The organism is Amycolatopsis speibonae, assembly GCF_042647925.1.
Classification (GTDB): Bacteria; Actinomycetota; Actinomycetes; order Mycobacteriales; family Pseudonocardiaceae; genus Amycolatopsis; species Amycolatopsis speibonae.
In genome coordinates this window covers 16,246-38,341 of record NZ_JBHRWK010000050.1, presented here as the reverse complement: position 1 = coordinate 38,341, position 22,096 = coordinate 16,246, and the positions used below count along the sequence as shown (strand labels likewise).

The 22,096-nt window shown below is 68.4% G+C and carries 23 protein-coding genes; 12 read left to right on the top strand and 11 right to left on the bottom strand.

Annotated features, from left to right (window positions below):
* Position 1: 1 nt before the first annotated feature.
* Positions 2-397, bottom strand: a complete 396-nt coding sequence (locus ACFOSH_RS29110; RefSeq protein WP_378242274.1) for a sigma factor-like helix-turn-helix DNA-binding protein — start codon at positions 395-397, stop codon at positions 2-4.
* Positions 398-521: 124 nt separating this feature from the next.
* Positions 522-1,394: a nuclease gene (locus ACFOSH_RS29105; protein WP_378242273.1), complete on the bottom strand. Its 873-nt coding sequence runs from the start codon at positions 1,392-1,394 to the stop codon at positions 522-524.
* 149 nt (positions 1,395-1,543) lie between these two features.
* Between ACFOSH_RS29105 and ACFOSH_RS29100 the strand changes: the two genes are divergently transcribed.
* The gene (locus ACFOSH_RS29100; protein WP_378242272.1) at positions 1,544-1,954 is read left to right on the top strand and encodes a GNAT family N-acetyltransferase; all 411 of its coding nucleotides are present in this window, start codon (positions 1,544-1,546) and stop codon (positions 1,952-1,954) included.
* On the opposite strand, the gene ACFOSH_RS29095 is transcribed toward ACFOSH_RS29100, so the two are convergent.
* The 4 genes from ACFOSH_RS29095 to ACFOSH_RS29080 form a co-directional block, all read right to left on the bottom strand.
* Entirely contained in the window at positions 1,935-3,626 is a 1,692-nt protein-coding gene (locus ACFOSH_RS29095; RefSeq protein WP_378242271.1) for an L-lactate permease, read from the bottom strand. The two genes, ACFOSH_RS29100 and ACFOSH_RS29095, sit on opposite strands and share 20 nt — an antisense overlap.
* 1 nt (position 3,627) lies before the next feature.
* Entirely contained in the window at positions 3,628-4,410 is a 783-nt protein-coding gene (locus tag ACFOSH_RS29090) for an IclR family transcriptional regulator (protein ID WP_005165190.1), read from the bottom strand.
* Positions 4,411-4,691: 281 nt separating this feature from the next.
* A complete protein-coding gene (locus ACFOSH_RS29085) occupies positions 4,692-5,099 on the bottom strand; it encodes a CoA-binding protein (protein ID WP_378242270.1) in 408 nt (135 codons plus the stop codon).
* 34 nt (positions 5,100-5,133) lie between these two features.
* A complete protein-coding gene (locus ACFOSH_RS29080) occupies positions 5,134-5,706 on the bottom strand; it encodes a hypothetical protein (RefSeq protein WP_378242269.1) in 573 nt (190 codons plus the stop codon).
* 132 nt (positions 5,707-5,838) lie between these two features.
* Between ACFOSH_RS29080 and ACFOSH_RS29075 the strand changes: the two genes are divergently transcribed.
* Positions 5,839-6,636 carry a 2-keto-4-pentenoate hydratase gene (locus tag ACFOSH_RS29075; protein WP_378242268.1) on the top strand — a complete coding sequence of 266 codons (798 nt, stop codon included), beginning with the start codon at positions 5,839-5,841 and terminating at the stop codon, positions 6,634-6,636.
* Positions 6,633-7,391 (top strand): 2-keto-4-pentenoate hydratase, encoded by a 759-nt coding sequence (locus tag ACFOSH_RS29070; RefSeq protein ID WP_378242267.1) that lies wholly within the window; start codon positions 6,633-6,635, stop codon positions 7,389-7,391. Before ACFOSH_RS29075 ends, ACFOSH_RS29070 begins: the two co-directional genes overlap by 4 nt.
* On the opposite strand, the gene ACFOSH_RS29065 is transcribed toward ACFOSH_RS29070, so the two are convergent.
* Together ACFOSH_RS29065 and ACFOSH_RS29060 are read right to left on the bottom strand one after the other, a co-directional pair.
* On the bottom strand, positions 7,375-8,256 hold the full coding sequence (locus tag ACFOSH_RS29065; protein ID WP_378242266.1) for an alpha/beta fold hydrolase: 882 nt from the start codon (positions 8,254-8,256) through the stop codon (positions 7,375-7,377). The two genes, ACFOSH_RS29070 and ACFOSH_RS29065, sit on opposite strands and share 17 nt — an antisense overlap.
* 13 nt (positions 8,257-8,269) lie before the next feature.
* Positions 8,270-10,171, bottom strand: a complete 1,902-nt coding sequence (locus ACFOSH_RS29060) for an ABC transporter ATP-binding protein (protein WP_378242265.1) — start codon at positions 10,169-10,171, stop codon at positions 8,270-8,272.
* 641 nt (positions 10,172-10,812) lie between these two features.
* Between ACFOSH_RS29060 and ACFOSH_RS29055 the strand changes: the two genes are divergently transcribed.
* Genes ACFOSH_RS29055 through ACFOSH_RS29040 form a run of 4 tightly spaced genes read left to right on the top strand, consistent with a single transcriptional unit; the run spans position 10,813 to position 15,929 of the window.
* Positions 10,813-11,250: a hypothetical protein gene (locus ACFOSH_RS29055; protein ID WP_378242264.1), complete on the top strand. Its 438-nt coding sequence runs from the start codon at positions 10,813-10,815 to the stop codon at positions 11,248-11,250.
* 32 nt (positions 11,251-11,282) lie between these two features.
* Positions 11,283-12,875, top strand: a complete 1,593-nt coding sequence (boxC, locus tag ACFOSH_RS29050) for a 2,3-epoxybenzoyl-CoA dihydrolase (protein WP_378242263.1) — start codon at positions 11,283-11,285, stop codon at positions 12,873-12,875.
* A gap of 5 nt (positions 12,876-12,880) precedes the next feature.
* Positions 12,881-14,302, top strand: coding sequence for a benzoyl-CoA 2,3-epoxidase subunit BoxB (gene boxB / locus ACFOSH_RS29045; protein ID WP_378242262.1), 1,422 nt, complete (start codon positions 12,881-12,883; stop codon positions 14,300-14,302).
* Positions 14,303-14,321: 19 nt separating this feature from the next.
* A complete protein-coding gene (locus ACFOSH_RS29040; RefSeq protein ID WP_378242261.1) occupies positions 14,322-15,929 on the top strand; it encodes a benzoate-CoA ligase family protein in 1,608 nt (535 codons plus the stop codon).
* 188 nt (positions 15,930-16,117) lie between these two features.
* Here ACFOSH_RS29040 and ACFOSH_RS29035 read toward each other — a convergent pair whose 3' ends face one another.
* Entirely contained in the window at positions 16,118-16,579 is a 462-nt protein-coding gene (locus tag ACFOSH_RS29035) for a MarR family winged helix-turn-helix transcriptional regulator (protein ID WP_378242260.1), read from the bottom strand.
* 101 nt (positions 16,580-16,680) lie between these two features.
* Here ACFOSH_RS29035 and ACFOSH_RS29030 point away from each other — a divergent pair, with 101 nt between their 5' ends.
* The 4 genes from ACFOSH_RS29030 to ACFOSH_RS29015 are packed head-to-tail and all read left to right on the top strand — an operon-like array spanning position 16,681 to position 19,831.
* A complete protein-coding gene (locus ACFOSH_RS29030; protein WP_378242259.1) occupies positions 16,681-17,640 on the top strand; it encodes a ring-cleaving dioxygenase in 960 nt (319 codons plus the stop codon).
* Positions 17,637-18,242, top strand: coding sequence for an alpha/beta hydrolase (locus ACFOSH_RS29025; RefSeq protein WP_378242258.1), 606 nt, complete (start codon positions 17,637-17,639; stop codon positions 18,240-18,242). Before ACFOSH_RS29030 ends, ACFOSH_RS29025 begins: the two co-directional genes overlap by 4 nt.
* Before the next feature lie 36 nt (positions 18,243-18,278).
* Positions 18,279-19,427 (top strand): dipeptidase, encoded by a 1,149-nt coding sequence (locus tag ACFOSH_RS29020; protein WP_378242257.1) that lies wholly within the window; start codon positions 18,279-18,281, stop codon positions 19,425-19,427.
* Positions 19,428-19,465: 38 nt separating this feature from the next.
* Complete coding sequence (locus tag ACFOSH_RS29015; protein ID WP_378242256.1) at positions 19,466-19,831, top strand: LapA family protein; 366 nt, start codon at positions 19,466-19,468, stop codon at positions 19,829-19,831.
* Here ACFOSH_RS29015 and ACFOSH_RS29010 read toward each other — a convergent pair.
* The gene (locus tag ACFOSH_RS29010; RefSeq protein ID WP_378242255.1) at positions 19,819-20,748 is read right to left on the bottom strand and encodes an AraC family transcriptional regulator; all 930 of its coding nucleotides are present in this window, start codon (positions 20,746-20,748) and stop codon (positions 19,819-19,821) included. The two genes, ACFOSH_RS29015 and ACFOSH_RS29010, sit on opposite strands and share 13 nt — an antisense overlap.
* Positions 20,749-20,830: 82 nt before the next feature.
* Between ACFOSH_RS29010 and ACFOSH_RS29005 the strand changes: the two genes are divergently transcribed.
* A complete protein-coding gene (locus ACFOSH_RS29005) occupies positions 20,831-21,229 on the top strand; it encodes a pyridoxamine 5'-phosphate oxidase family protein (RefSeq protein WP_378242254.1) in 399 nt (132 codons plus the stop codon).
* Here the strand turns inward: ACFOSH_RS29005 and ACFOSH_RS29000 are convergent.
* A complete protein-coding gene (locus ACFOSH_RS29000) occupies positions 21,210-22,052 on the bottom strand; it encodes a maleylpyruvate isomerase family mycothiol-dependent enzyme (protein ID WP_378242253.1) in 843 nt (280 codons plus the stop codon). The two genes, ACFOSH_RS29005 and ACFOSH_RS29000, sit on opposite strands and share 20 nt — an antisense overlap.
* Positions 22,053-22,096 lie beyond the last annotated feature (44 nt).

Genomic DNA, 22,096 nt, shown 5'->3' with positions numbered 1-22,096 from the left:
GTCAGGCGGGGGCGGGGCGCAGCGTGGTCAGGGCGCGGTGCTGGCCCAGCCGGACGGTCTGCACGGAGCAGCCGAGCGCCAGCGCGGTGTCGTCGGCGGAAAGCCCGACGAGCGACCGCAGCACCATGATCTCGCGCTGCTGCCCCGGCAGCTCCGAAAGCGGGTTCGGCAGTTCGGCGGCGGTCCGGTGGAAGTCGTCGACCAGGCCGTGTGTGACGTCGTAGGCGAACTTGAGGAGCGCGGGCGCCCTGGCCGCCCCGGAGAGGATCTCGAGGCAGCTGTTCTTCGCGATCGCGTCAGCGGTGTCGTAGGTACCCGAACGACGTCCGATCCGCGCCCGGCAATAGCGCACGACCAAGACGCGGACGGCGTCGACGATCTTCGATCCTGTCTCCATCCGCCCGCCGGCCTCCTCCGACCGCCGCGAACCGTGTCCTTGCATCGGCTCCCTCTCCCACCTTTCAGATGAGCACGGCCGAGGGGGAGGGAGGTACGGTCTTTTTGCCCACATCGGGCCCGGATCAGGCCTCGATGAAGACGATCCGCTCCGGTTCGACAGTCAGGCTCACGGTCTGCCGCTTCACGCTCACCAGGGTTTCGAATTCCGTGGCGTGCCCGTCCGGGACGGTGAACAGGCGGTCGTCGCGGGAATCGAGGAAGTCGGAGAAGCCGGTCAGCGAGACCCCGCCGGTTTCGTCGAGCGCGAGGTAGTCGACGAGCCTGCGGAACAGTTTCGGCAGGACAACCAGCTCGTCGGCCAGCTGCCGTCGCGACGAGAGCTTGAACCCCGAGTTCGTGACGTCGTGCGGCCACAGCCCGAGCCCGTCTTGGCGCGCTTTGACGGCGGCCTCGGCCAACGCGTCACGGAGATCGGGGTAAAGCAGTGAATAGAACGTCGGGTAGACGAGTCCGTCCGCGACCTGCCGGTAGTTCACGGAGTTCTTCAGTGTTTTGACGTCGAGATGGACCTGGGAAAGGTCCGCCGACCTTCCCGGCCGTTGTCCGGGAAAGGCGAACGCCACCGCTCGTCCGTATTTGTCGGCGAATCGCGTCAGTATGTGACCCGGTACCTTGATCGGGGTCGAGGAAGTGACTGTTCCCCGATCGTTGCGTTGGACCGTTTTGAAGCCGAGGACCTTCAGCAGGTTCGCCGCCGCGGCATCGGCGAATTCCGCGGGCTGGTGCCACATCCCGCCGGTTCCCCTGGCCTGGTAATGCGTTTCGAGCGCGTCGATCGCGTCGAGCCGCAACTGCATCCCGCCCCGCGAATTGAGCCGGACCTTCAGGCCCGCCTTCTTGGTCGCCTGGGGATCTTCGGGATAGAACCGAACCGAATCGCCGTCCGGTGAGGCTCCGACAAGCTGGAACGTACCTTTGATCAGCGTCATGGGCATGAGGACAACGGTAGTTCTCATTCCGGTGAACGAACCATGCGTTCATCCATCCAGAGCAGTCGCCGGTAAAGATCGGATGACCACTGTGGACATTCTCGGAGATCTTCTCATGATTGGCGTGGAATGATCACTTCGGGGATGCTGGCCGGATGACCGACTTCTCCTATCGCTGGCGTGACCCGGTCACCGACGACGAGATGTCCGATCTCGTCCGTTCGCACGGCGGAGAGCCCGTGCCCGGGTGGTGGAACGGCATCCGGCGGCACAGCCTCGGCTGGGTCACCGCCCGCGACGACCACGGAACGCTGGCCGGCTTCGTGAACGTCGCCTGGGACGGCGGTGACCACGCCTTCCTGCTCGACACGAAGACCCGCGGGAGCTACCAGGGCCGGGGCATCGGCACGGCCGTCGTCCGGCTGGCCGTGACCCACGCGCGAGCGGCGGGCTGCGAATGGCTGCACGTCGACTTCGTGCCGGAACTGCGTTCGTTCTACTTCGGTGCCTGCGGTTTCCGGCCGACCGAGGCGGGCCTGATCCGGCTCACGGGCTCGGGATCATGAAGCTCAGCACCGTCGCCTGAAGCAGCGAGATCACCCCGACCACGGCGGTCAGCACGACCGACCACAGGAACGTCTGCCGCAGCAGCGCGCCTTCCTTCCCGGACTGTCCGATCGCGGTGGCGCCGATGGACAGGTTCTGCGGCGAGATCATCTTGCCCATCACCCCGCCGGAGGTGTTCGTGGCACCGGCGAGGATCGGGTCGACGTGCAGTTGCTGCGCCGAGATCACCTGCATCGGCCCGAAGAGACTGTTCGTCGACGCGTCCGAGCCGGTGAGGAAGACGCCCAGCCAGCCGATGTAGGCGGAGAACAACGGGAACAGCACGCCGGTGGTCGCCAGTGCGAGGCCGAGTGTCTGCGTGGCACCCGAGTAGTTCATGACGAACGCGATCGCGAGGATCATGAAGATCGTCGCCAGCGCCCAGCGCATCTGGTGCAGGGTGCGCCGGTAGGTGGCCAGCAGCAGCCGGGGTTTCGCGCCCATCGCGAAACCCGCCACGATCGCCGCGAGCAGCGCCACGGTTCCCGGCGAGTAGAGGAAATCGACGGTCAACGTCGCCGCGTACGGCGTGTCCTTGGGCGTGATCGGCGCGTGCTGGACGACCTCCTTGTGCAGCCCCGGCCACGCGAACACCCAGTCGGCCTTGTGCAGCAGTTTCGTCAGGTCCAGCCATTCGGGCAGGTTCTTGAAGATCGTGCCGATCCGGGAAAGGAAGATCGCCGCGATCAGGACGATGTACGGTGCCCACGCGTACAGAGCGCCACGCTCGGCTTTCGCCGCGCCGAGGCTCGCTCCGGCCGTCGCTGGTTCTTCGCCGTCGAAACGCCAAACCGCCGACGGCTGCCAGAACCGCGTCAGGATCCACAGCGAGGCCATCGCGGCGAGCGCGGCGACGACGTCGACGAGGCTCGGGCTGATGAAGTTCGAGGTGACGAACTGCATGACCGCGAACGACAGACCGGCCGTCAGCACCGCGGGCCAGACCTCGATCATCCGCTTCCAGCCCGCGAGGACCACGACCAGGAAACCGGGGACGATCAGGGCCAGCAACGGGAGCTGGCGCCCGACCATCGACGAGAACAGATCCGTGGCCTGTTCCTGTTTCAGTCCGAGGATCGGCGCGGTCAGCCTGCCCAGCACGATCAGCGGGTTGCCGAGGCCGCCGAACGCGACCGGCGCGGTGTTCGCCAGCAACGCCAGCACGACCGCCTTCACCGGCGGGAAACCGAGCGCCGCCATCATCGCCGCGGTGATCGCGATCGGTGAGCCACCGCCCGCGATGCCTTCCAGCAGCGCGCCGAACCCGAACGCGATCAGCAGCGCCTGGAGGCGGCGGTCCTCGCTGAACCCGGCGAGGACCGCCTTGATGTTGTCGAAGCGTCCGGTCGCGACGGTGACGTTGTGGAAGTACACGGCGTGGAACGCGATCCAGGCCACCGACCACACCCCGAACACCAGCCCCATGGCCGCCGAGTCGAAGGCGAGCCCGGCGGGCATGCGGTACAGCAGGACCGCGACCAGCAGCGCGGTGATCAGCGCCAGCGCCGCCGAGAGATGCGCGGACCGGCGCAGGATCCCCAGCGCCACCAGCAGCACGATGATCGGGAGTGCGGCGAGCGCCGCGGACAGCCACAGCCCGCCCGCCGGCTGGTAGTCCTGGATCCAGCCCACTTCAGCCCCTTTGCGCGCGGACGTAACCCAGCCGGAGTGACAGCGCGGCGGCGGTCCCGGCCACCGTCGCGCCCAGTTCGTCGGTGCGGCGGAGCACACGTCCGGCGGGGCCCGCGATGCTGATCGCGGCGATCGGCCGTCCGGTGTGGTCGCGGACGGCGGCGGCCACGCAGCCCACGTCCGGTTCGTTTTCGACGTCGTCCACGGCCCAGCCGCGACGGCTCGTCCTGGCCAGGTCGTCGAGCAGCCGGGCCGGATCGTTGATCGTCTTCAGGGTGAGACTGTCGAGTTTCATCCGGCGGATCCGCTCGACGCGGTCCTGTTCGGGCAGTGCCGCCAGCCACGCCTTGCCCAGCGAAGTCGCGTGCTGTGGACGGCGGGTGCCGAGGCGGCAGGCCAGGGTGACGGCGTTGGCGCTGCGTTCGGTGGCGACGTAGACCATCGTGTCGTTGTCCGGCACGGCGAGATACGTCGTCTCGCCGCTCCGCTCGGCGAGCGACGCGAGGTAGCGCGGCGCGCAGCGGTGGAGGTCGGTCGCCGCCATCGCGCGGGCGCCGAGTTCGACCAGCCGGGTGCCGAGCCGCACGCGGCCGGTGGCGCGATCGGCTTCGAGGTATTCGAGGTTCTTGAGGGTGCCGACGATGCGGTAGGCGGCGCTCCGGGAGAGACCCAGTTGCCTGGCGATCGCGTTGGTGGAAATCTCCTGGTTCTGGCCGACGTGCTCGAGAACCGCTAGTCCGCGCTCGAGTGTGCCACTGGAATCCAGGCCGCGTGGTGTGCCCACTTTGCCCTCCGTTGGACCGGGGTACCGATGACCGGCACCTGTTTCCGCTAAGCGGATTCGGACGTTAACAGCTCCGCAGACCCTTGGGAAGGTTTCTTAACAAACTGGCGACCGGACAAGTTTTCCCAGCTCGGAGCCTTCCGCTCAAGATCACCGGTTTGGACCAGTCCTTTCGGAGGTTCCGATTCGGGCTATGACTTCAGGGGTCATTTTTCTGTTCACGGATATGAAAGAACCCCCCGCCGGAAAATCGCGGCGAGGGTTCGGCTCGAAGTGCGTTTCTAACGGACCGAGAGGTTTCCGATCGCTCGAACGACCGCCGTGCAGCGGTTCTCGACGTAGTCCAAACCGCCTTCTTCGGCGATCCGGCGCGACTCGGCGGAGACGATGCCCTGCTGCAGCCAGAGCGCCTTCGCGCCGATCGCGACGGCCTGTTCGGCGATCGGCGGAGTGTCCTCGGCCGGGCGGAAGACGTCGACCAGATCGACGGGCTCCGGGATGTCGGTGAGCGAGCGGTAGACCTTCTCGCCCAGCAGCACGTCGGCCGAAGGATGGACGGGGATGATCCGGAAGCCGTGTTCCCGCAGTACGGCGGCGACCCCGTGCGAGGATTTGGCCGGATCGCGGCTCAGCCCCACGACGGCGATCGTCTTCGATCCGGCGAGGATCTCGGTGGCGCGATCGGTCATACCGGATTCAACCGCGCCGGGAGCCGGGGAATTCCTAGAGCTTCCACAGCCGCAGGCCGCGCACCCGGTACACCGGCCAGACGACGTGCCAGGCGCGGCGCCGCAGGAAGACCGCGGAACAGGTCAGGACGCTGCGCGCGGACGTCGTCGCGACGTCGTGGCGGTCCGGCCAGCTCTCGCCGTGCCGCCCGGCGGCGATCCGGAAGACGTTGACCAGGCCGCGGCCCTGCATGTCGTACTTCGCGCCGGTGTCGCCGGAATCCGGAGTCAGGGAGGAGATCTCCGGGCCGAACGCCGCCGCGGGGGCCGGTCCCGCGTCGGCGGGGAGGTCACCGACGGTCGCCGAGATCGCCTTGCCGTAGAGGCGGTGACTGTAGCGCGCGAGCAGCAGCCGCTCCCACAACGGCAGGACCCGGCGGTGCTTGAGCAGCGCCGAACACTCCGCGTGCCCGATGGCGAAGATGTCGGTCAGCTCGTCGTAAGCGTTGTGCGCCGCGGGCTCGTTGAGGTGCACGCGGACCTCGTACCGGATACGCGCGGTGAGCTCGTCGAGCTCCTCGCGGCGGTCGATCCTGGTCTTCGCCCGTGAGAGCGTCCAATCGGACATGGGAAGCAGGCTAGGTGAAGATCGGGGCCGTGGGAGACCCTTTCGGCCTAATCTCGTCGTACCGGCCAGCGGAACGGGCGTCTTGTGCGGGCCTGGGCGACGGGGCAGAGTTCGGCTGGTCGGAAGGAGCCCATGGACGCCAGCACGCTGCAGGAGGCCGCGGCCGCGCTGCTCAGCGCGTACGAGACCGGTAAGCCGATCGCGCCCCTGATCGAGACCTATCCCGCCGCGACGCCGGAGGACGCGTACCGCATCCAGCAGCGGCTCGTCCGCCATTGGGCCGAACGCGGCGACGACGTGCGCGGGCACAAGGTCGGCCTCGCGTCCGCCGCCATGCAGCGGCAGATGGGCGTCGACCAGCCGGACTACGGCCATCTGACCGGTTCGATGTTCCACCTCGAACACCAGCCGATCCCGATCGGCGATTTCCTGCAGCCGAAGATCGAACCGGAGATCGCGTTCGTGCTCGGCTCGCGGCTGCGCGGCCCCGGGGTCACGGTGGCGGACGCGCTGCGGGCGGTGGACTTCGTCGTCCCGGCGCTGGAGATCGTCGACTCCCGCATCCAGGACTGGAAGATCAGCATCGTCGACACCATCGCGGACAACGCGTCCTCGGGCGGGGTCGTCCTCGGCAGCAAACCGACCGCGATCGGCGACATCGATCTGCGGCTGGTCGGCTGTGTCCTGCACCAGAACGGCGAGATCGCGGCCACCGGCGCCGGCGGCGCCGTGCTCGGTTCGCCGGTGAACGCGCTGGTGTGGCTCGCGAACACGGTCGGGCCGCTCGGGGTCGCGCTCGAACCGGGGCATGTCGTGCTGCCGGGTTCGATGACGCGCGCGATCCCGGTGAGCCCGGGCGACACCGTCGTCGCGACCATGGCGGGGCTCGGCAGTGTCACCGCGAAGTTCTCCGGGGAGGAGCGACCGTGAGCCTCGATGTGCGGGAGGCGGCGGAAGCGCTGCTGTCCGGGGAAGAACGCGAGCCGCTGACCGATACGTGGCCCGCTTTGGACGTCGAAACCGCCTACGCGATCCAGGACGAAGCGCTCCGGATCCGGCAGGAGCGCGGCGAGACGCTGATCGGCGTCAAGCTGGGCCTGACCTCGCGGGCGATGCGGCGGAGCATGGGGATCGACTCACCGTTGCTCGCGTGGCTGACCGACGCGATGGTCCTGCCCGCCGGTGTCCCGGTGCCGCCGTCGATTCACCCGCGCGCGGAGCCCGAACTGGTTTTCGTGCTGGGGAAACGACTCGCGGGTCCCGGCGTGACAGCGGCGACCGCGATGGCGGCGGTGGACCGGGTCCACGGCGGCATCGAGATCGTCGACAGCCGATATCGCGACTACCGGTGCGAGCTGCCGGACGCCGTGGCGGACAACGGTTTCTCCGCGTACTTCACCCTGGGCCCGATCGGTATCGATCCGTCCACAGTGGATCTCTCGCTTGAGGCGGCGCTGCTGGAGGTCGACGGCGCCATCGTCGACACGGCCACCGGGGCGGCGGTGCAGGGGCATCCGGCGGAAGCGCTGGCGCTGGCGGCCAACGCCTTGGGCGCCCGCGGACTCGCGCTGGAGCCGGGCTGGATCGTGCTCACCGGCGGGATGACCGACGCCGTCGACGTGCGCCCTGGTTCACGGGTGGCGGCGCACTTCTCGCATCTGGGCTCGATCACGCTCGCCGGGTGATCCAGGCGCGGTCGGCCGTCCGGACCAGACCGCGGGTCAGCCTCGGCCAGATCGCGCGCGGGAGGTCGTGCCCCATCCCGGGAACGACGTCCAATTCGGACTCCCGCAGTGCGCGGGCCGTCGCCCGGCCGCCGGAAACGTGCACGAGCGGATCCTTCGAACCGTGCACGACGAGGGCGGGCACCTGGAGCTTCCGCAACGCGCGGAAGCGATCCCGGCCCGACATGATCGCCGCCAGCTGCCGGGCGGCCCCGCCGGGATTGACGCCGCGCTCGAAGGACCGTTCCGCGCGCTCGCGCATCCGGGCCTCGTCGAACGGGTACCCCGGCGAGCCGATGACGCGGAACGTGCGCACCAGGGAATCGACGTACTCCTCACGATTGCGAGGAGGAGCCGAAAGCAGCATCGACAGTGCCTTGGCGCTCGGCCGCCCGACGAACCGGTTCCCGGTGGTCGACATGATCGACGTCAGCGACCGCACCCGCGACGGATACTCGATCGCCAGCGTCTGCGCGACCATCCCGCCCATCGACGCGCCCACGACGTGCGCGCTCGCGACGCCGAGCTCGGTCAGCAGTCCGGCGGCGTCGCCCGCCATGTCCGCCAGGGAGTACGGCGCCGTGCGCAGGGTGTACGCCAGCGGCAGGTTCACCCGCCCGGTCATCCGGCTGGACCGGCCGGCGTCGCGGTTGTCGTAGCGGATGACGAAGAACCCCTCGGCCGCGAGGTTCTCGCAGAGTTCGTCGTCCCACCAGATCATCTGCGAGGCCAGGCCCATGATCATCAGCAGCGGCCTGCCGTCCGGCGGACCGAACGTCTCGTGGCACAACTCGACGCCGTTCACCGCGGCGATCGTCTCCGGCATCAGCACAGTGTGACTACTCACCGCGATACGCGCGAGCCTGGATTTCGTAGAGTTCGTGGTAGAGCCCTCCTTCCTCGATGAGTTCGGCGTGCGTGCCCTGCTCGATCAGCCGCCCTTTCTCCAGCACCAGGATCCGGTCGGCGGAGCGGATGTTGGCCAGCCGGTGGGTCACCAGGATCGTCGTGCGCCTGCCCGCCCCGGAAACGCTCGCGTGCCGCAGCCCCGCGAAGACCCGGGCCTCGGCCTTCGCGTCGAGCGCGGCCGTCGGCTCGTCGGCGACCAGCACGGCGGCGTCGCGGTAGATCCCGCGGGCGATGCCCATCCGCTGCCACTGCCCGCCCGAGAGGTCCTGCCCGTCGTTGAACTTCTTGGACAGCACCGTTTTCTCCTTGACGGGCAGGGATTCGATCACCTCGTCGGCGCCGGAGGAGGTGATCGCGTCGAGCCAGGCGGCGCGCTCCGGGTCTTCCCGGCCGAGCCTGCCGACGGTCACGTTGTGTTCCGCGGTCATCGGCCATTCGGCGGGATCCTGGGCGATCACGGCGATGTTCGCGTGGACCGACTCGTGATCGGCGCCCGCGAGATCGACGTCGTCCCAGTACACCTTTCCTTCCGAAGGCGGATACAGCCCGGTCAGCAGTTTGCCCAGCGTGGTCTTGCCGGAACCGTTCTCGCCGACGAGGGCGACCACCTCGCCGCGCCGGATGGTCAGCGAAACCTCGCGCAGCGCCGGGGCTTCCTGGCCGGGATAGGTGAAACCGACGTTCTCCAGCCGGATCTCCGCCGGATCGGGCGGGGCGGCGACCCCGTCCTCCATCGGGCCGCGCTTGGCGGATTCCACGAGCAGCCGGTGGAAGAAGGCGATGTAGAACGACTCCTCGTACAGGGAGTTCACCGCGTGCATCGTGATGGACAGGGAATTCGACGCCGTCCGCATGGCGAGCGCGGCCGTCCCGGCGAGGGCGAGTTCCATCTGCCCGCTGTAGAGCAGGAAACCGAGGACCAGATACGCGATCGCGGTGCCCACCCCGGCCGCCGCGCGGCCGGTCAGCCGGACCAGGTTGCTGCGATGCGCGAGCCGGACCTCCTCGTGCATCAGGCTTTCGGTGATCCGCCGGTACTCCTGGAGCAACGGCTCCTGAAGGGTGAGCGCGTGTCTTTCGAGGGCGAAGGTGCGCCACGTGGTCACCTCCTCGACGATCCCCTTCCGGATGTTGCGGCCGACGGTGTCGAGGTAGTGCCGGTAGTTCAACCGCGCGACCTTGGCCGCCGCCCAGCCGTCGGCCAGCGCGGCGAGCAGCAGCACCGGCGCGAGCCAGGGGTTGAGCAGACCCGCCGCGACCAGCGCGGCGAGCAGCGAGATCAGCGCCGACATCAGATCCGCGAGCCAGCGCAGGCTCATCTCTATCGAGCGGACCCCGTAGCGCGCGCCCTGCCTGGCCAGTTCCCGGAAATCGGCGTCCTCGAAGGCCAGCAGCCGGACCCGGACCATCGCGGCGGTGACCTCGTCGCCCGCCGAAGTGACGATCCGCGGCCGGAGCGCGCCTTCGACCGCGGCCACCGCCGTATCGAGCAGCGCGCGCAGGGCGTACGTGCCGACGACGATCAGCAGCGCGGGTAGCGATTCCAGCACCCTGTCGGGCGTCGGCCCGCTCTCCAGCAGCGCGATGAACACGTTCGCCGTGGCCAGCAGGCCGAACGCGGTGACACAGCCGGAAAGGACGTGGACGACGCCGGCGAGCAGGGTCAGCCGCGGCGACGTCCGCCAGGCCAGCCGCAGCACGATGACGATGGCGGACGGGAGCGCACGGATGGCCTTGACCATCCCCGCCTCGGCCACGGTCTCGTCGACCGCGGCCCATTCGGGCATCTTCAGGTTCTCGACCCCGATCAGGGGCACGGGCGCTTCGGGCACCCCTCCTTCTCTACGCGCCCCCACCGACATTTCCGAGAGCCGAAAGGGCGGGGGCTCTCGTGAGTGGCTGGGACGGTTCTATTCGAGGAGTAAGGCAAAGGTGTCGGGTCGACGTGTCCGGCGAGGGCGCGAGGTGTCACTCAGGGTGAGGGGTGTGTGGAAATAGGGACGCTCAACGTCCCTATTTCCACACACCCTCCCTGTCCGACCGTCGTGACCGGTCCGGGCACGACGGGACTGTGTGGACTTTTGGTCATCCAACGCACCAAATCCACACAGTCGACGCCAACGACCCGGCATCGCGCACAGTCACCGACACCGTCCACAAACACGCCAGGTTTGTCTTACCCCTCAATAACCGTTCTAGCCACTCACGAGGTTCTGGACCGACGGTGGAGGAATCGGGACGTTGAGCGTCCCCGCTCACCCACATCGGCATCCGGCACGAGCCCCACGAAGACACCGAGACACGATCCGGGCCCAGCGGGGTAGGCAACACCGACCCGGCCACAGTTCCGGCACTCGCGCACTTCAAGGGGACGCCTTCCCCTCGTCACATGCCGTGAAAGTCCCCTTCAGCCCCCGCCCACCATGCGCTACGCTCTCGCTAGAGCGATCTATCAAATCGCAAGGGGGCGAACATGGAAGCTCTTCAGGACCGGGGACTCACCGCGCTGCGGCTGATCCTGGCCTTCACGTTGTTGTCCACCACGCTGCATTACGCGCACAACGTGATCAGGGCGGCGGACTACCCGCAGATCGAGGGGATCCCGGTCGGTGTCGCCGCCACTCTGGTCGCCGTCGTGTACTTCGTCCTGACCGCGATCGGCCTGCTCGGCTACCGCGACTACCTGCGCGGACGCCACTGGCGGGCGCTCGCGTTCCTGATGGTCTTCTCGCTGTCGGGGCTGGCGAGCCTCGGGCACTTCCTGACCGGGGTGCCGCAGATCCCGGCGTTCTGGTTCGTCACGATCTTCACCGACGCCGCGTCGGCGCTGCTGCTCTGGGGCTTCGTGACCTGGGCGGCGGCGAAGCTCAACCGGGTGACTGTGCCTGACCAACTTTCTACACAACATTGACGGTAGTCAGTGCCATGTAGACAATCGGAAGGGTGACGCGGACCACATCGGTGACGTTCGAACGTCATCCCAGCGGCTACCGGCACTGGAAGCTGTCCACCGACGGCGACGTCGCGTGGCTCGAACTCGACGTCGATGCCGATGGGGGACTCGTACCGGGTTACGAGCTCAAACTCAACTCGTACGACCTCGGCGTCGACATCGAGTTGTACGACGCGACGCAGCGGCTGCGGTTCGAACATCCCGAGGTCCGCGTGGTCATCGTGACCAGCGCGAAGGACAACGTCTTCTGTGCCGGCGCGAACATCCGCATGCTGGCGTCGTCGTCGCACGAGTGGAAGGTGAACTTCTGCAAATTCACCAATGAGACCCGCAACGCCATGGAGGACGCCACCGCCCACTCCGGACAGCTCTACGTCGCCGCGGTCAACGGCGCGTGCGCCGGCGGTGGCTACGAGATCGCGCTGGCCTGCGAAAAGATCCTGCTGGTCGACGACAACTCCTCGACCGTCGCGCTGCCGGAGGTGCCGCTCCTCGGCGTCCTCCCCGGGACAGGCGGGCTCACCAGGGTGGTCGACAAACGGGGTGTGCGGCGCGACCTCGCCGACGTCTTCGCCACCCGTCCTGACGGGGTGAAGGGGAAGACCGCCGTCGACTGGCGGCTCGTCGACGAGCTCGTCCCGCGCCAGGGGTTCCGCGAAGCCGTGCTGGCCAGGGCGAAAGAACTCGCGCGGACGACCGAGCGGCTCGACGGCGAAGGTATCCAGCTCACGTCACTGAAGCATCGTTATGTCGACATCGTCCAAGACGGGACCGAAGCGACCATCACCGTCAAGGGCCCCGAAGACGACGACGGCTGGCTACTCGACGTCACCCGCGAACTCGACGACGCGATCCTTCGTCTGCGCACCAACGAACCCGGACTCGGCACGTGGGTGCTCCGCACCGAAGGCGATCCCGCGAAGGTCATCGAGCACGAGAACGCCGTTTTCGACGCGAAAGACTGTCTGAGCAACGAAATCATCCATTACTGGAAGCGAACTCTGAAGCGCCTGGATGTCACCAGCCGCAGCCTGATCGCGCTCATCGAGCCCGGAAGCTGCTTCGCCGGCCTCCTGCTGGAACTCGCCCTCGCCGCGGACCGGCAGTACATCTTGGACGGTCCGCCGATCGACGACGAAGACAGTGAAGAACGTGCGTCGATCACGTTGTCCGAAGCCAACTTCGGCCGCTTCCCGATGGGCAACGGCCTGACCCGCCTCGAATCCCGGTTCTTCGGCGACCCGGGCAACGTCACGAGGCTCGCGGAGGAACGCGGCAAAGCGTTGAGCCCGGCGGAAGTGCACGAACTCGGCCTGGTCACCGACGCCCCGGACGACCTCGATTGGGAGGACGAGATCCGGATCGCGCTGGAAGGACGGGCTTCGCTCAGCCCGGACGCCTTGACCGGAATGGAGGCGAACCACCGGTTCGTCGGCCCCGAAACCTGCGAAAGCAAGATCTTCGGCAGGCTCGCCGCCTGGCAGAACTGGATCTTCACTCGTCCGAACGCATCCGGTCCCGAGGGCGCGCTGCGCCGTTACGGTACTGGTCAGAAGGCCGTCTTCGACAGGAAGCGGGTCTGAAACCCATGCCCACCAAGATCGATTACGACGCCAGGATCCCCAACAACGTCGATCTCTCCGGGGACCGGCGGCTCCAGCGGGCGCTGGAGGGCTGGCAGCCGAAGTTCCTGGACTGGTGGGGCGAAATGGGCCCCACCTTGCGGACCCAGGGTGTCTATCTGCGTACCGCCGTCAGCGTCGGCCGGGACGGCTGGGCGCATTTCGACCACGTCAACGTGCCCGACTACCGGTGGGGGATCTTCCTCGCCGAGCCGGATCCGGACCGCGTGATCACCTTCGGCGAGCATCGGGGCGAACCGGCCTGGCAGCAGGTTCCCGGCGAGTACCGCGCCGACCTGCAGCGGCTCATCGTCATCCAGGGCGATACCGAACCCGCGTCGGTCGAACAGCAGAAACTGCTGGGGCTCACCGCGCCGAGCCTTTACGACCTGCGGAACCTTTTCCAGGTCAACGTCGAAGAAGGCCGTCACCTGTGGGCGATGGTGTATCTGCTGCACGCCTACTTCGGCAGGGAAGGCCGCGACGAGGCGGAAAGCCTGTTGCTCCGGAATTCCGGAAGTCCGGACGCCCCGCGTATCCTCGGCGCCTTCAATGAGGAGACCGCGGATTGGCTCGCCTTCTACATGTTCACCTATTTCACCGATCGCGATGGCAAATATCAGCTCGGCACCCTCAAGGAAAGCGGCTTCGACCCGCTTTCCCGAACTTGTGAATTCATGCTCAAGGAAGAGGCGCACCACATGTTCGTCGGCACCACCGGGGTCGACCGGGTGGTCACCCGCAGTGCCGAACTGGTCCGCGAGCACGACACCTTCGACATCGCCGGGCACGGCGGGATCCCGCTCGATCTCATCCAGCGCTACCTCAACTTCCACTACACCGTCTCACTCGACCTGTTCGGCAGCGAGACTTCGACCAACGCGGCGAACTACTACACCGCCGGGCTGAAAGGCCGCTGGCAGGAGACCCGCCGCAAGGACGACCACAAGCTCACCGACGCCGCCGGATCGCTGTCCCGGCCGAGGGCCGACGGCACCTGGGAGACCGAGGAACTGCAGGCCATCCTGCTGCTGAACCTCGACCTGCGGGAGGAGTACCGCGCCGACTGTCAGACCGGGGTCAACCGCTGGAACAAGATCCTGGACGAGGCCGGTATCGACTTCCGATTCGTCCTCCCGCACCCTGGATTCAACCGCGAAGTCGGCATAAACTCCGGCCACCATGTGACGCCCGACGGCACGGTTGTCGACGAGCCGACGTGGCTGGCCGGCAAACGCAAGTGGCTGCCCACTCCCGAAGACCTGACCTTCGTCCGATCGCTGATGCACCCGGTGTACGAACGAGGAAAGATCGCGAGCTGGGTGGCGCCGCCACGCCAGGGCATCAATGGGAAACCGTTCGACTACGAATACGTTTACCTGAGCTGAGCCGACAGAAGGTGTGCCCGTGACCGCTGCTGCTACCGGGTTCAACGCGGCGAGCTACCTGCTCGACCGGCATCTGGCGGAAGGGCGCGGGGCGAAGGACGCGGTCGTCTCCCCGCGGCGAAGTCTCACGTACGCGGGGCTCGCGGCCGAAACCCGCCGGATCGCGGCCGGACTGAAGGCGATCGGCGTCCGCCCGGAGGAGCGGGTCCTGTTCTGCATGGTCGACGACGTCGAACTGCTGACCGGGATCCTCGGCGCGATGCTGGCAGGGGCGGTCGCGGTGCCGGTGTCCACCATGGTCACCGGCATGGACCTCGGCAAGGTGCTCGCGGATTCACGGGCCAGGGTGCTGTGTGTTTCCGGCGAGTTCGCCGCGCAGGCGTCGATCGCGCTGGGGCTGGCGCCGGAGGTCACCGACGTCGTGCTGGACAGGGCCAAGGCGGCCGAACTGCGGTCCGGGGTCCGGACGCACCAATGGAGCGATCTGTCCACAGTGGACGATGCTGGTTTCGAACCGGCGCCGACCTGGGAGGACTCGCCCGCGCTCTGGCTGTACACCTCGGGGACGACGGGCAAGCCGAAGGGCGCGATGCACAGGCACGCGGGCATCCGCGCGGTCTGCGAGACGTACGCGCGCGGCGTGCTCGACATCGGGCCGAACGACAGGTTCCTCTCCGTTCCGAAGCTGTTCTTCGCCTACGGCTTGGGGAATTCGGCGTTCTTCCCGCTCGCGGCGGGCGGGACGGCGCTGCTCGAACCGGCGAGGCCGACCCCGGGGCTGATCGCCGCCAGGGCCCGCGCGGAGCGGCCCACGCTGTTCTTCGCTGTCCCCACTTTCTACGCGGCGCTGCTCGCCAGCGACATCCCCGACGACACGTTCGCCTCGGTACGCCAAGCAGTTTCGGCGGGGGAGCCGCTGCCCGCCGTGCTGTACGAACGGTTTCGCGACCGGTTCGGCGTCGAGATCCTCGACGGGATCGGCTCGACGGAGGCGTTGCACGTCTTCCTGTCCAACCGGCCGCACCAGGTGCGGCCCGGCAGCACCGGGATTCCGGTCCCCGGCTACGAGGTCGCGCTGCGCGACGAGCACGGCGACCCCGTGCCGGACGGGCAGCCCGGTGAGCTGTTCGTCGCCGGACCGTCGATCGCGACCGGGTACTGGGCGCGGTACGAGACGACGAAGCGGGTCTTCCAGGGCGAATGGCTGCGGACGGGCGACAGCTTCGTGCGCGACGCCGACGGCGGCTACACCTGTCTCGGGCGGTTCAACGACCTGCTGAAACCGGGCGGGATCTGGGTGTCACCCGCCGAGGTCGAGGACAGGCTGCTGCAGCATCCGGCGGTCGCCGAGGTCGCGGTCGTGGCCGCCTTCGACGCCGACGGCATCGAGAAACCGGTCGCGTGCGTGGTCGGCGTGCCCGGCCGTCGGCTGGACGCGGACGAGCTGATCGAGTTCTGCCGGGCCGGGCTGGCGTCGTTCAAGCGGCCGCGGGGCATCGTCGAGCTGGGCGAACTGCCGAAGACGGTGACCGGGAAGATCCGGCGCAACGTCATCCGGGAACTGGTGCGGGACATGTACGAGGTCCGGGCCTACCAACCCGATCCTGCTTCGCCCCTGCCCGGCTGAAGCCCGCCCAATCACGCGAGTTCCGCCTCCAATCACGCGAGTTCGCCATCTGATCACGCGAGTCCCGCGTCCAATCACGCGTGTTCGCCGATGCCACACGCCGAGCCGACGTGACTGAATGGGCGACACGCGTGATCAGACGGGCGACACGCGTGATTGAACGGGCGACACGCGTGATTGAAGGCGGATCAGGAGCCGTTGACGCTGCGCAGGGTCCGCATCGCCTCGGCCAGGCCGTGCGCGTCGTCCCCGAGCGGGGCCAAAACGATGCGCCGCAGGATCTCCGCGCACGCCTCCCGCGCCTGCTCCGCGACGTCGAGGCCGTGCTCGGTGAGCGCCGCGAACGTGACACGCCGGTCGTCCGGGCTGGGCACGCGGCAGATCAGGTCCGCGGCGACCAGCCGGTCCGCGACCTTGGTGAACCCGCCGCTGGACAGCGCCGCCTCGACGGCCAGCCGCGTCATCGGCATCCGGTGCTCGGGTGAGCGCACGAGCCGGATGAGGATGTCGAACGAGGCCGGCGCCAGGCTGAACCGTTCGGCGATCTCGCCCATCAGCTTGGTCTGGGTGGCCAGGTAGCCCTCGATCACCAGGCCCCACCACGTGACCACTTCGTCGTCGTTCGGTTCCTCCGGTTTCACCTCTGTCACGCGAGCGAGGGTACACCAAGAACTCTTCCTGGAATATATCTTGCGCGCGAGAGGTTATCGGGTTAGCTTGATTTCACCGGCTACCGGAGGAAGGGGCCACCATGTCGATCAAGACTTCGGGCCTGCACCACGTCACCGCCATCGGTGGCGATCCCCAGCGCAACGCGGACTTCTACACCCGGGCTCTCGGCCTTCGGCTGGTGAAGACCACAGTGAACTTCGATGACCCCGGCACCTTCCACCTGTACTACGGCGACGGGTCCGGCAAGCCCGGCTCGCTGATGACGTTCTTCCCGTGGAAGGACGCGCCGAAGGGCCGTCACGGCACCGGCCAGGCGACCACGACGTCGTTCTCCGTGCCGGAAACCTCGCTCGGCTGGTGGAAGGGGCACCTCGCCGAGAGCGGCGTCGAGTCGAGCCGGATCCGCAACTCCGACGGCGAGGAGACGCTCACCTTCGCCGACCCGGACGGCCTCAAGCTCGCGCTCGTCGCGCATCCGCAGGGCGACCCGCGTGACCCGTGGGACACGAAGCTCGTCCCCGCCGAACACGCTATCCGCGGCCTGCACTCCGTCACGCTTTCGGTGTCCAAAGAGGACGCGACCGCCGGGATGCTGACCGACGGGCTCGGCCTGACCTTCGAACACCAGGAGGGCAACCGCCTCCGGTTCTCCGCAGGTGAGGGCGGTCCCGGCGCGCTCGTCGACGTCCTCGTGACGCCCGACGCCCCGCGCGGGCTGGTGGCGGCGGGCACCGTGCACCACGTCGCCTGGCGCGCGCCGGACGAGGCGACCCAGGCCGCGTGGCGTGACGAGCTGATCGACGACGGCGTGAACGTGACGTCCATCTTGGACCGTCAGTACTTCCGCTCGATCTACTTCCGCGAGCCGGGCGGCACCCTGCTCGAGGTCGCGACCGACGAACCCGGGTTCGCGATCGACGAGCCGCTGCTCGAACTCGGCCGCGCGCTGAAGCTGCCGCCGTGGCTGGAGCCCAAGCGCGAAGACATCGAGGCGATGCTGCCGAAGCTGGACCTCCCGAGCGAGAACAACCCGCGATGAGCACCTTGGAACACAAGTACGTCGAAGGGTCGCCGGACGAACCGGTGCTGCTGCTCCTGCACGGCACCGGCGGCGGCCCGGACGATCTCGTGCCGCTCGCCCGTCAGCTGAGTCCGGCCTCGGCGCTGCTCGCGCCGGCCGGGCCGGTGTCGGAACACGGTGCGGCGCGCTGGTTCCGAAGGCTGGCGGAAGGCGTCTTCGATCACGAGGACGTCGTCGTCCGCGCGAACCAGCTGGCCGACTTCGTGATCTCGTCGCGCGAGGAATACGGCCTCGGGGACCGGCGGCTGGTCGCCATCGGGTTCTCCAACGGCGCGAACATCGCCGCCGCGGTGACCCTGCTCCGCCCGGACGCCGTCCGGGAGGCGGCGCTGTTCGCGGCGATGTCGCCCCTTCCCGAGCCGCCGCGGGCCGATCTGTCCGGTACCCGGGTCTTCCTGTCGAACGGCGAACACGATCCGATGGCGCCGCTGACGTCGGCGGAGACGCTCGTCCGTGACCTGCGCGAACGCGACGCGGACGTCGTCGCCCATCGCCATCCCGGCGGGCACCAGGTGACGGGCAACGGTTTGGTAGCGGCCGCGGGTTGGCTGAACCCGTAGCGGGGAGAGCAAAGTAGCCGAACGTAACATCGTCGGATGACTAACGGTGACCTCGTCCGAGCCCAGGCCCTGCTCGAAACGGTGCTCCTCGCGGACGGGCACAACGATCTGCCATGGGAGCTGCGGGTCACGACCGGGCCCGATCCGGTCCAGGCCGTGGCCGGTACGGATCTCACGGTCCGCCAGCCGCATCTGCACACCGACTTCCCGAAGCTCGCCGAAGGCAGGCTCGGGATGCAGTTCTGGTCCGTCTACGTGCCCTGCCAGTTCGAGGGGCACAGCGCGGTGACGGCGGTGCTCGAGCAGATCGAGATCGTGCACCAGATGATCGAGCGCTACCCCGATCGCCTGGCCCTCGTGGACACCGCCGACGAGGCCGAAGCCGCCTTCCGTGACGGCAAGATCGCGTCGCTGCTGGGCGCCGAGGGCGGCCACAGCATCGCCGAATCCCTTGGTGTGCTGAGGATCCTGCGCCGCCTCGGCGTCCGCTACATGACGTTGACGCACAACTACAACACCACCTGGGCCGACTCCGGCACCGACGAACCCAAGCACGACGGGCTCACCGATTTCGGCCGCGACGTCGTGGCCGAGATGAACAAGATCGGCATGCTGGTCGACCTTTCGCATGTCGCGCCGAGCACGATGCGCGACGCGCTGGCGGTCAGTTCCGCGCCGGTGATCTTCAGTCACTCCTCGTGCGTCGCGGTCAACGACCACGCTCGCAACATCCCCGACGACGTCCTCGAAACCCTGGCCGCCAAGGACGGCGTCGCGATGGTGACGTTCGTGCCTGGCTTCATCTCGCCGAAGGTCTCCGAGTGGGACGACCGGCTGCGCCAGGACATGGACGCCGCGGGCAAGGACTACCGGAACCTCGACCAGCGCACGAAGTTCACCGCCGAACGAGGCGGCCCGGAGAAGCCGAAGGCGAGCATCGGCGACGTCGTCGCGCACATCGAGCACGCGCGCGAAGTGGCCGGAGTCGACCACATCGGCCTCGGCGGCGACTACGACGGAGTCGCGACGCTGCCCGAAGGCCTCGAAGACGTTTCGAAGTACCCGGTGCTGTTCGCCGCGCTGCTGGAGCGCGGCTGGAGCGAAGAGGACTGCGCGAAGCTGGCCGGGAAGAACACCTTGCGCGTGCTGCGCGCGGCGGACGAGGTCACCCGTTCGGACGCTTGAGGGCGCGATCACGCCCACTTCGGCGGACACTGTCCTGCATGACGCAGCCGCAGGAGGGCGCCGCCGAGGTTCCGGTCGCGCCCGCTTCGCCGCCCGAAACCCCTGGCGGCGCGCGCCACAGCGGGAAGTTCGACGCCGGTCCGAAGCTCAAACGCACGCGGGTGAGCGGCACGTGGATCGCCGTCATCGTGGCGCTGATCGTGCTGGTGTTCCTGCTCGTGTTCATCCTGCAGAACCAGGACACGGCCAACGTCCACTTCCTGGGCATGTCCGGCAGCATGCCGCTGGCCGTCGCGATGCTGTTCTCCGTGATCGCCGGTGGCGCGCTGGTCGCGCTCGTCGGCGGCGCCCGGATCCTGCAACTGCGCAAGCAGGCCAAGAAGTCCCGGCATCAGCTGCGCTGAGGGACACCGCGCCGGAACTCGCTCGGGTTGACGCCGCGCACGCGTTTGAACGCCGCGCTGAACCCGAAGGGGTCCGAGTAGCCCACGGTGCGGGCGATGTCCGAAATGGTCGCTGACTCCCGGCCGGTCAGGAGATCGGCCGCGAGGGTCATGCGCCAGCGGGTGAGATAGGTCAGCGGCGGTTCCCCGACCAGTTCGGCGAACCGCTTGGCCAGCGTCGACCGCGAGACCCCGGCCCGCCCGGCCAGCGAGCCGACGGTCCACGGTGCCGCCGGTTCCGCGTGCAGCAGGCGCAGCGCGTCGCCGACCACCGGATCCCGCTGGGCCGCCCACCACGCCGGGGGTTCGCCGCCGGGCCGGTCGAACCATTCGCGCAGCGAGCAGACCAGCATCCAGTCCAGCAACCGGTCCAGGACCACCTGCTGCCCCGGCGCGTCGACGGCGACCTCGGCGGCGAGGTGGTCCAGCACCGGGTCGCCCGCGCCCCCGGCGTCCACCCGCAGCACGACGGGCAGCGCGTCCAGCAGCGGGCGGCCGATCTCGCCGCGCACCGGGTACGCGCCGACGATCAAGGTCGTCTCGCCGCCGGGGTCGTCGACCCAGCCGAGGCGGTGCCTTGTCCCGCCCTGCTCGGGTGTCGCGCAGTGCTCGCCGCACGCGATCGCCTCGGCCGCGGTGCCGACCTCGTCGACGAAGGTGAACGTCGCGGGGCCGCGCACGATGATCGTCTCGCCCGCGCGAAGCGGCTCGGGCGGACCGTCCTCCGGCACGATCCAGCCCGCCCCGGTGAGCACGGCGCACAGGGTCAGCGGCGCTCCGTCGACGAAACGCAGAGACCAGGGCGGGGACAGCGTCGAACTGCCGAACAACGAACCGTGGGACCGCACCCCGCGGATCAGGTCACTGAACACGTCCACGCAGCCGAGAGTAGACGAATACACAGGCGATCCGGCTTTTCACCTATGGGCACGTCCAAGACCACCGGGTTGAATCGAGCTCATGTTGACCGCCGAAGACCTCGAATTCCTCCGCCGTCCCCTGCACGGGTTCCTGACCGTCGCCGACGGGCCGGTCCGGCCGGTGTGGTTCGAAGCCGCCGGCGACGGCACGATCCAGCTGTTCACGCCCCGGGACTCGCCCAAGGTGCGGAAGCTGAGCGGCGACCCCCGCGCGGCGATCGTCGTCGCCGCGCCGGTGGGCGAACGCGAACGCTGGGTGGCGGTCGCCGGTCGCGCCACGGTGGAGCCCGACGGGGCGCACGAACTGGCCGCCCGCCTCGCCGAGCGCTATTGGGACCTCGAAGACCCGGCCCTCGCGGGCGAACTCGCCGGGATCCAGACCCTGGACCTCGTCCGGCTCGTCCTCCGCCCGGAGAAGGTCAGCCGCTACTCGATGTGATGATCGACGTCATCCCGAGCACGGCCGCGCAAACGTTTTCGTCGCCTTGGGTGGTGACCCGGTCCCCCTCCGCCGGGTTCCGGGTGCACAGCCGCCAGAAGGTGTCCGCGTTGGTCGTCACCGAGGCCAGCGGCGCGCGCGACGTCGGCGCGGCGCTGTCGATCGCCCAGCCGTCCGCGGTCCGCTGCGCCGTCCACTTCCCGCCGCCCTGGCCGGTGACGGTGTAGGCGACCTGCCGTCCTGTTCGCGCTTCGACGTCACGCAGGGTGTGCGGCAACGCCCGCATGAAGGTGTCGACGACCGGCCCTCGGAATTCCCGCTCGTCGAGCGTCCGTGCTCCAACGGCTTCGCGAATCTGCTGCTGGTGCACCCAGAACTCGGTGTACTCGCGGGCGACGTCGAGCCAGACCGGCGCCGGTTCGTCACCGGCCCAGCCCACCGGATCTCCCAGGGCTTCGAGGTCGGCGCGGCCGAACATTTCGGCGATCTGCGAGGTGCTGTCCACCAGCATCGCGAACAGCACTTCGGGCGACAGCCGACGGCACGCGACCACCCATTCGTCGTTGATCCGGTCGAGGAAAGCGCCGAACCGCTCGCCTTCGCGCGGCGCCGTCGTCCGGTAGTCGTCGCGATCGCGCGACAGCCTGCCGAGTTTGCCGCCCAGGATGTGGGCGGCGAGATCGTGCACCGTCCAGCCCGGGCACACCGTCGGCGCGGCCCACTGTTCCGCGTCCAATCCGGTGAGGACGTCCAGCAAGGCCTGCTCCTCCCGCGCGAACAGCGGGAGGACGTCGATCGGCGGACCCCAGCGCGTGAAGCTCATGTATTCATCCAAACACTCTCGTCGATCACAATTTCGGCCATTCG

What these genes read in the sequence shown, in the direction of transcription:
- ACFOSH_RS29080 (WP_378242269.1), bottom strand. Translation starts at nt 5,706, where the DNA reads ATGTCCGATTGGACGCTCTCACGGGCGAAGACCAGGATCGACCGCCGC.
- ACFOSH_RS29110 (WP_378242274.1), bottom strand. Translation starts at nt 397, where the DNA reads ATGGAGACAGGATCGAAGATCGTCGACGCCGTCCGCGTCTTGGTCGTG.
- ACFOSH_RS29005 (WP_378242254.1), top strand. Translation starts at nt 20,831, where the DNA reads ATGTTGACCGCCGAAGACCTCGAATTCCTCCGCCGTCCCCTGCACGGG.
- boxB (WP_378242262.1), top strand. Translation starts at nt 12,881, where the DNA reads ATGCCCACCAAGATCGATTACGACGCCAGGATCCCCAACAACGTCGAT.
- ACFOSH_RS29025 (WP_378242258.1), top strand. Translation starts at nt 17,637, where the DNA reads ATGAGCACCTTGGAACACAAGTACGTCGAAGGGTCGCCGGACGAACCG.
- ACFOSH_RS29075 (WP_378242268.1), top strand. Translation starts at nt 5,839, where the DNA reads ATGGACGCCAGCACGCTGCAGGAGGCCGCGGCCGCGCTGCTCAGCGCG.
- ACFOSH_RS29085 (WP_378242270.1), bottom strand. Translation starts at nt 5,099, where the DNA reads ATGACCGATCGCGCCACCGAGATCCTCGCCGGATCGAAGACGATCGCC.
- ACFOSH_RS29030 (WP_378242259.1), top strand. Translation starts at nt 16,681, where the DNA reads ATGTCGATCAAGACTTCGGGCCTGCACCACGTCACCGCCATCGGTGGC.
- ACFOSH_RS29020 (WP_378242257.1), top strand. Translation starts at nt 18,279, where the DNA reads ATGACTAACGGTGACCTCGTCCGAGCCCAGGCCCTGCTCGAAACGGTG.
- ACFOSH_RS29055 (WP_378242264.1), top strand. Translation starts at nt 10,813, where the DNA reads ATGGAAGCTCTTCAGGACCGGGGACTCACCGCGCTGCGGCTGATCCTG.
- ACFOSH_RS29015 (WP_378242256.1), top strand. Translation starts at nt 19,466, where the DNA reads ATGACGCAGCCGCAGGAGGGCGCCGCCGAGGTTCCGGTCGCGCCCGCT.
- ACFOSH_RS29105 (WP_378242273.1), bottom strand. Translation starts at nt 1,394, where the DNA reads ATGCCCATGACGCTGATCAAAGGTACGTTCCAGCTTGTCGGAGCCTCA.
- ACFOSH_RS29065 (WP_378242266.1), bottom strand. Translation starts at nt 8,256, where the DNA reads ATGCCGGAGACGATCGCCGCGGTGAACGGCGTCGAGTTGTGCCACGAG.
- ACFOSH_RS29000 (WP_378242253.1), bottom strand. Translation starts at nt 22,052, where the DNA reads ATGAGCTTCACGCGCTGGGGTCCGCCGATCGACGTCCTCCCGCTGTTC.
- ACFOSH_RS29100 (WP_378242272.1), top strand. Translation starts at nt 1,544, where the DNA reads ATGACCGACTTCTCCTATCGCTGGCGTGACCCGGTCACCGACGACGAG.